Annotated in this window: 4 protein-coding genes; all 4 read left to right on the top strand. The window is 35.8% G+C overall.

Translation table 11 applies throughout. The features are described 5' to 3' along the window. Nucleotides 1-526 (top strand): NAD-dependent epimerase/dehydratase family protein (locus QQJ87_RS14160; RefSeq protein WP_284282538.1); only part of this gene is annotated, 526 nt, incomplete at its 5' end. 18 nt (nt 527-544) lie between these two features. Next, complete coding sequence (locus tag QQJ87_RS14155; protein WP_284282537.1) at nt 545-1,507, top strand: glycosyltransferase family A protein; 963 nt, start codon at nt 545-547, stop codon at nt 1,505-1,507. Further along, nucleotides 1,480-2,694, top strand: coding sequence for a hypothetical protein (locus tag QQJ87_RS14150; protein WP_284282536.1), 1,215 nt, complete (start codon nt 1,480-1,482; stop codon nt 2,692-2,694). Before QQJ87_RS14155 ends, QQJ87_RS14150 begins: the two co-directional genes overlap by 28 nt. Nucleotides 2,695-4,308: 1,614 nt before the next feature. After that, entirely contained in the window at nt 4,309-4,443 is a 135-nt protein-coding gene (locus QQJ87_RS14715) for an integrase core domain-containing protein (RefSeq protein WP_431310109.1), read from the top strand. Nucleotides 4,444-4,708 lie beyond the last annotated feature (265 nt).

Here is a 4,708-nt window from a genome sequence, read left to right as displayed (position 1 = left end):
CGGGTGTTCTAAAGGTGCCGCAGATCAATACATGCAGGACTTCGCGCGTATCTTTGGATTAAAGACAGTGGTCTTTAGGCATTCCTCCATGTACGGGGGACGGCAATTTGCCACGGTAGATCAGGGCTGGGTGGGATGGTTCTGTCAAAAGGCCGTTGACATTAAAAACGGAGAAACCAGGCCCTTTACGATCTCAGGAAGTGGCAAACAGGTGCGTGATGTACTGCACGCCGATGACATGATCAGCTTGTATTACACGGCATTGAATCAGATTGAGAGAATCAAAGGTCAAGCCTTTAACATTGGGGGCGGAATGGAGAACAGCCTATCGCTTCTGGAGTTGTTTGCACTGCTCGAACAAGAAACGGGCTGCAAGATGAATTACACGAACCTTCCGCCCAGAGAAAGTGATCAGAGGGTGTTTGTAGCCGATTTGGCGAAGATCAAAAGATTAATTGGATGGACACCAAAAACAGTATGTAAAAGTGGAATCAGTTCTAATATAGTCTGGACAGAATCAATATAAATCGATACAAACAGAAAAATGAAAGAACAAACCCGCAAAGAACCGAATAACAGCAAACTCACGATAATTATACCAACTGTAAACCGAATTGAAGAGTTTCCATCCGCCATAGAAAGTGCGCTCAGGTCAAATGAAAACGCCATAGTATACCTCTCCTGTAATGGAGAAAACGAACGTCTACTTAAGAAGATTGAAAACATTCAACAAAAGAGATTTTCAGTGAAAACATGGCGAGAAAAACTGGAAATCGGAACTCATTGGAGCAATGCAGTGAGAGAATTAGTTAAAACAGAGTTTTATACTCTGATACCTGACGACGATAGAATCAACGACACTACTTATTATAAAAGACTCATCACAATTCTCGAACAACAAAATGATTGCGTAGCGGCGTTTGCAGACGCAAGAATATCCAACATAATAAATAGAATAAAATATGAAAAAATTGATAGCACCACAATAAAAGTAAAGGGAGAGAATTTACTAAAAATTTTAAGATCAGATATAAACGAAACAAAAGACATATGTCCAACGCACTACACTACAGTAATCAGAACAAAACCTGCCATTGAGTCCGAACTTTATCCTAACTGTCATTCACCAGACTTAATATTGTTCGCAAAATTATGTTTTCAAGGAAATATAATAATAGACCTAACGTCGCCAGGTGAGTACAAGTGGAATGAATTTGGACTCTCAAAGAGACCGAATCTTGAACTATTAAATAATGATATTGAAGAACTTAACAAAATAAAGAAAAACAATTACTGCGAAAAAGAAAATTCTACATTTAAACGGTTAAGAATAAGAAGTGAACGAGCGCTCTACATTGCAGCCATTAAATCGATGAAAGGCGGAAACTACAAGACCACTTTCAAAGTAATCAAATCTATTGGCATGATTAAAACGATCCAAATTAGTCTACAATTTGCCTACCGAGTATGGAATGGAAAATGGCCAGCACTAAAACCGCAAATATAGTAATTACATTAATATTATCAGCAATACGATTTACAAGTGGCGCAGGTTCAATTGCACTAATACACTTACTAACACCAAAAAACACAGCAAATCAGGTTGCAATTTTATTAACAGCAATTATTTTAATTGGGTCAATTTCCTGCCTAGGATTGCAATTTGATCTTTATCACAAAGGCATCAAAGACAGTAAAAGTTTTAAATTATTGGTTCCAACAAAGATAAAAGTCATTCAGTTATTAATTAGCACAGCGGGAGCAATTACAGCAGTTATACTCAAAAATAATATTGAAACAAGCGACATAAAGACAGTATTCTACATTATCAGTGGAGCAATGGTATTTACTACAACCAATTTATACGGCAACTATCAAATAGGGAGAGGCCGAAGCATATCCGCGACCGGAATCCTGATCTTACCAAACTTATCAATATTATTAATTAGTTTGATGTTTTATGGCAATTCAAAATTTGCAAGCTCTTACTGGCTAAGTATGTCAACCTCCTTAAACATACTCCTGTTATTTACATTTACATTATATGAAAATATAAGCAAAGCAAAAGTAAATTTGAAAAGAGAAGACATTGGACTTATTGCACAGGGCCGAATAGGAAAACTAACAGCATCATTTTCTCAACCTTTAGTCATATGGTCTCTCATGTCAACGCTATCCAAACTGAATGGAGTCGACCTTTCATACTACTTGTTTCTTCAGAGAGTCTTTGATGGATGTACATCTATTACAATGATGAACTTACAAATGACAAAAATTAGAGATCTTATAGAGGAATTTGCAAACAAAAATATCAACTGGCTAAAGATTCTATTACAAATTCTAGGAATAAGCACAGCCATTTACATATTTGCATCGATTTTCATAATAGCATTAGATGTCTTTTATTACTCAAGAGAACCCAATCTGATCACAATCATTTTTGAGATAACTATAAATTTAGCAAAAATTATGCTAGCGATAACCTCGTTGCTGTATATGAGGTTTCAACAAAATTTAACTACAAAATTCGAGATATCTACAGCCGCATTAGTTTGTACAGGCCTGTGGTCTTTTGGTAACACACTAACGGAAAAGCAAGCTATCATAGCGATTACATACATAGCCATATGTTCAGCAGGAATAGTAAAACTATTGAACCAAATGCAATCTAGAACCAATTTTTATGCCCGCTAATATACTACTAATATCAATCACGTTTTTAATCTTTTATGAAATTTTGCCAGAAACACTGTGCATCGCAGATGGAAATGAATTAAATCATTTCGCCGGAATAATTAAATGCAACACGTTGCTCGAAAATTCACTACTAAGCCTAAGTCTAGTGATATTTATTATATTTTATTTATGCATAAAATCTACAAACAACAAAGAGTCCGAACGGAAAAAAATAGAAAATCAAAAGTTAGTTATATTATCTAATTCTCTTACAATAATTACATTGCTTTCCACTGTCGCCCTATGGCGACTAACAAATTATTCTTTAGTACCAGACCCCTCCGCACGAAGCACACTGGTTATTAAATACCACCAAATTTACGGCAATCCAATAGTTTCGCCATTTTTGTATTTGTCTATCATTATCAGCTCGTTCCTCTCAATTAAATATAATAAACACAAACAAATGATTTTCAATATAGCATTATTAACATTTGGATGCTACATTACAATGTCAAGGGGATTCATTCTTTCAGCGCTCTTGCCATATTTAGCCACAAGAAAACCAAAACAAATTCTAAAGTATGCGCCAATACTAATAATTCTATTTTTTTTAAGGGATATACTAAATAATTCAATCGATTCATATTTCACACCTAACCACGATTCAATTCAGGCGATGCTAGACGCTTTCGGTGAGTTCACCAACACTTATTTCGGAAGAAGATATTTTATATCGAACCATCTCACACCAGACTATAATTCTTACTTGACTGAGAACTTATTAAAACTTACTGGAATATACTATATTCTAATTCCTATATTTAAAGTGTTAGCTTATATTAACATACCCACTCCCAGCTCAACTCTTGAGATAAATAATGCGATTGAGCATAGCCTAGGGCTTACAGGCTTTGCTGGAAGCTACCTATCAGACTTGACTATATTTTATCCTTTTTCATTGATACTAATTTTTTTTACAGCGAGTATACTCGCTGTTTTATACAAGAAACTCCTGAATACAAACGAAAGAATTATTTTTTGTTTAATATCGTCAATGCTCATACCAAATGCTTTTAGATGGTCTTTAACAAGCTATCTTACATCTCTTTGCGGACTAACAGTATTTTATATCTTCTTTTATAAGTTTCTATTACGCATTTCCAAAATGTCATATCAGAAAAATTACGGGGCTCAATCTAACATATAAGTCAACTGAAACGATTCAATTTGAACACAATCGAATATCTTATCTTTTAAGCGCCTTTAAACCAGATATATTTATATTTTTTGACATTTAATAAAATAGAATGGCAAACACTCAACAATTCAGATTGCCTAAGTTAAAGTGAGCTTATATTTTATTATCGGCCTCGAACGTTCATCAAATTTTAAACTCTTATCTTACCTCCAGTTAAAACGCTTCATAACGGTGGCTAACTTATTTTTGAATGTATTTGCAGAGAGTTTACTCCTTGATTACAATGGTTTCTGAACGCAGCGAGAGGCGAAATGCATCAAGCCCGATTCAGCGGTATGTTCAGCAGACTAATCAGCGTTCGAGGACTACCGAAACACCTGCGAAGCGACAACCACCCAAAATATATAGCCACCGAGCTTCTGGAATAGACGGTGCAAGAAAACCTTGAAAGCGTACTAATTGGTCCAGGCAAGCCATGGCGAGAAGATGCCAACGAGAGATTCAACGAAAAGTTCAGAGATGAAGTCCTTTCTATGGAGTGGTTTTTACAACCAATTGAAGCATGAGTTAATATTGAACACTGGGGGCAGCATAACTATGCAGTCGGACCGAACTCCAGTTTATACTACCTGATCCAAAATGAATTCGTGCTAGGCTTGCAAAGTAATTTACCAACCGAGTCCAGAAAATTAAATTCATAGTGGTAAGAAATTCCGGAAAAAATCATTTTCCATAGAACCCCTACGCAGTTTGCAATCAAAGTAAACTTAGGGACACACTGATTTATTCCCCCGACTCCCTTGGGTCTACGCGGAGTTGAGTAAACTTGAG

Origin of the sequence: Limnobacter litoralis (assembly GCF_030160455.1) — a bacterium.
GTDB lineage: Bacteria > Pseudomonadota > Gammaproteobacteria > Burkholderiales > Burkholderiaceae_B > Limnobacter > Limnobacter litoralis.
Note: the sequence above shows the minus strand (reverse complement) of the source record. Positions and strands in the feature narration are given on the sequence as shown.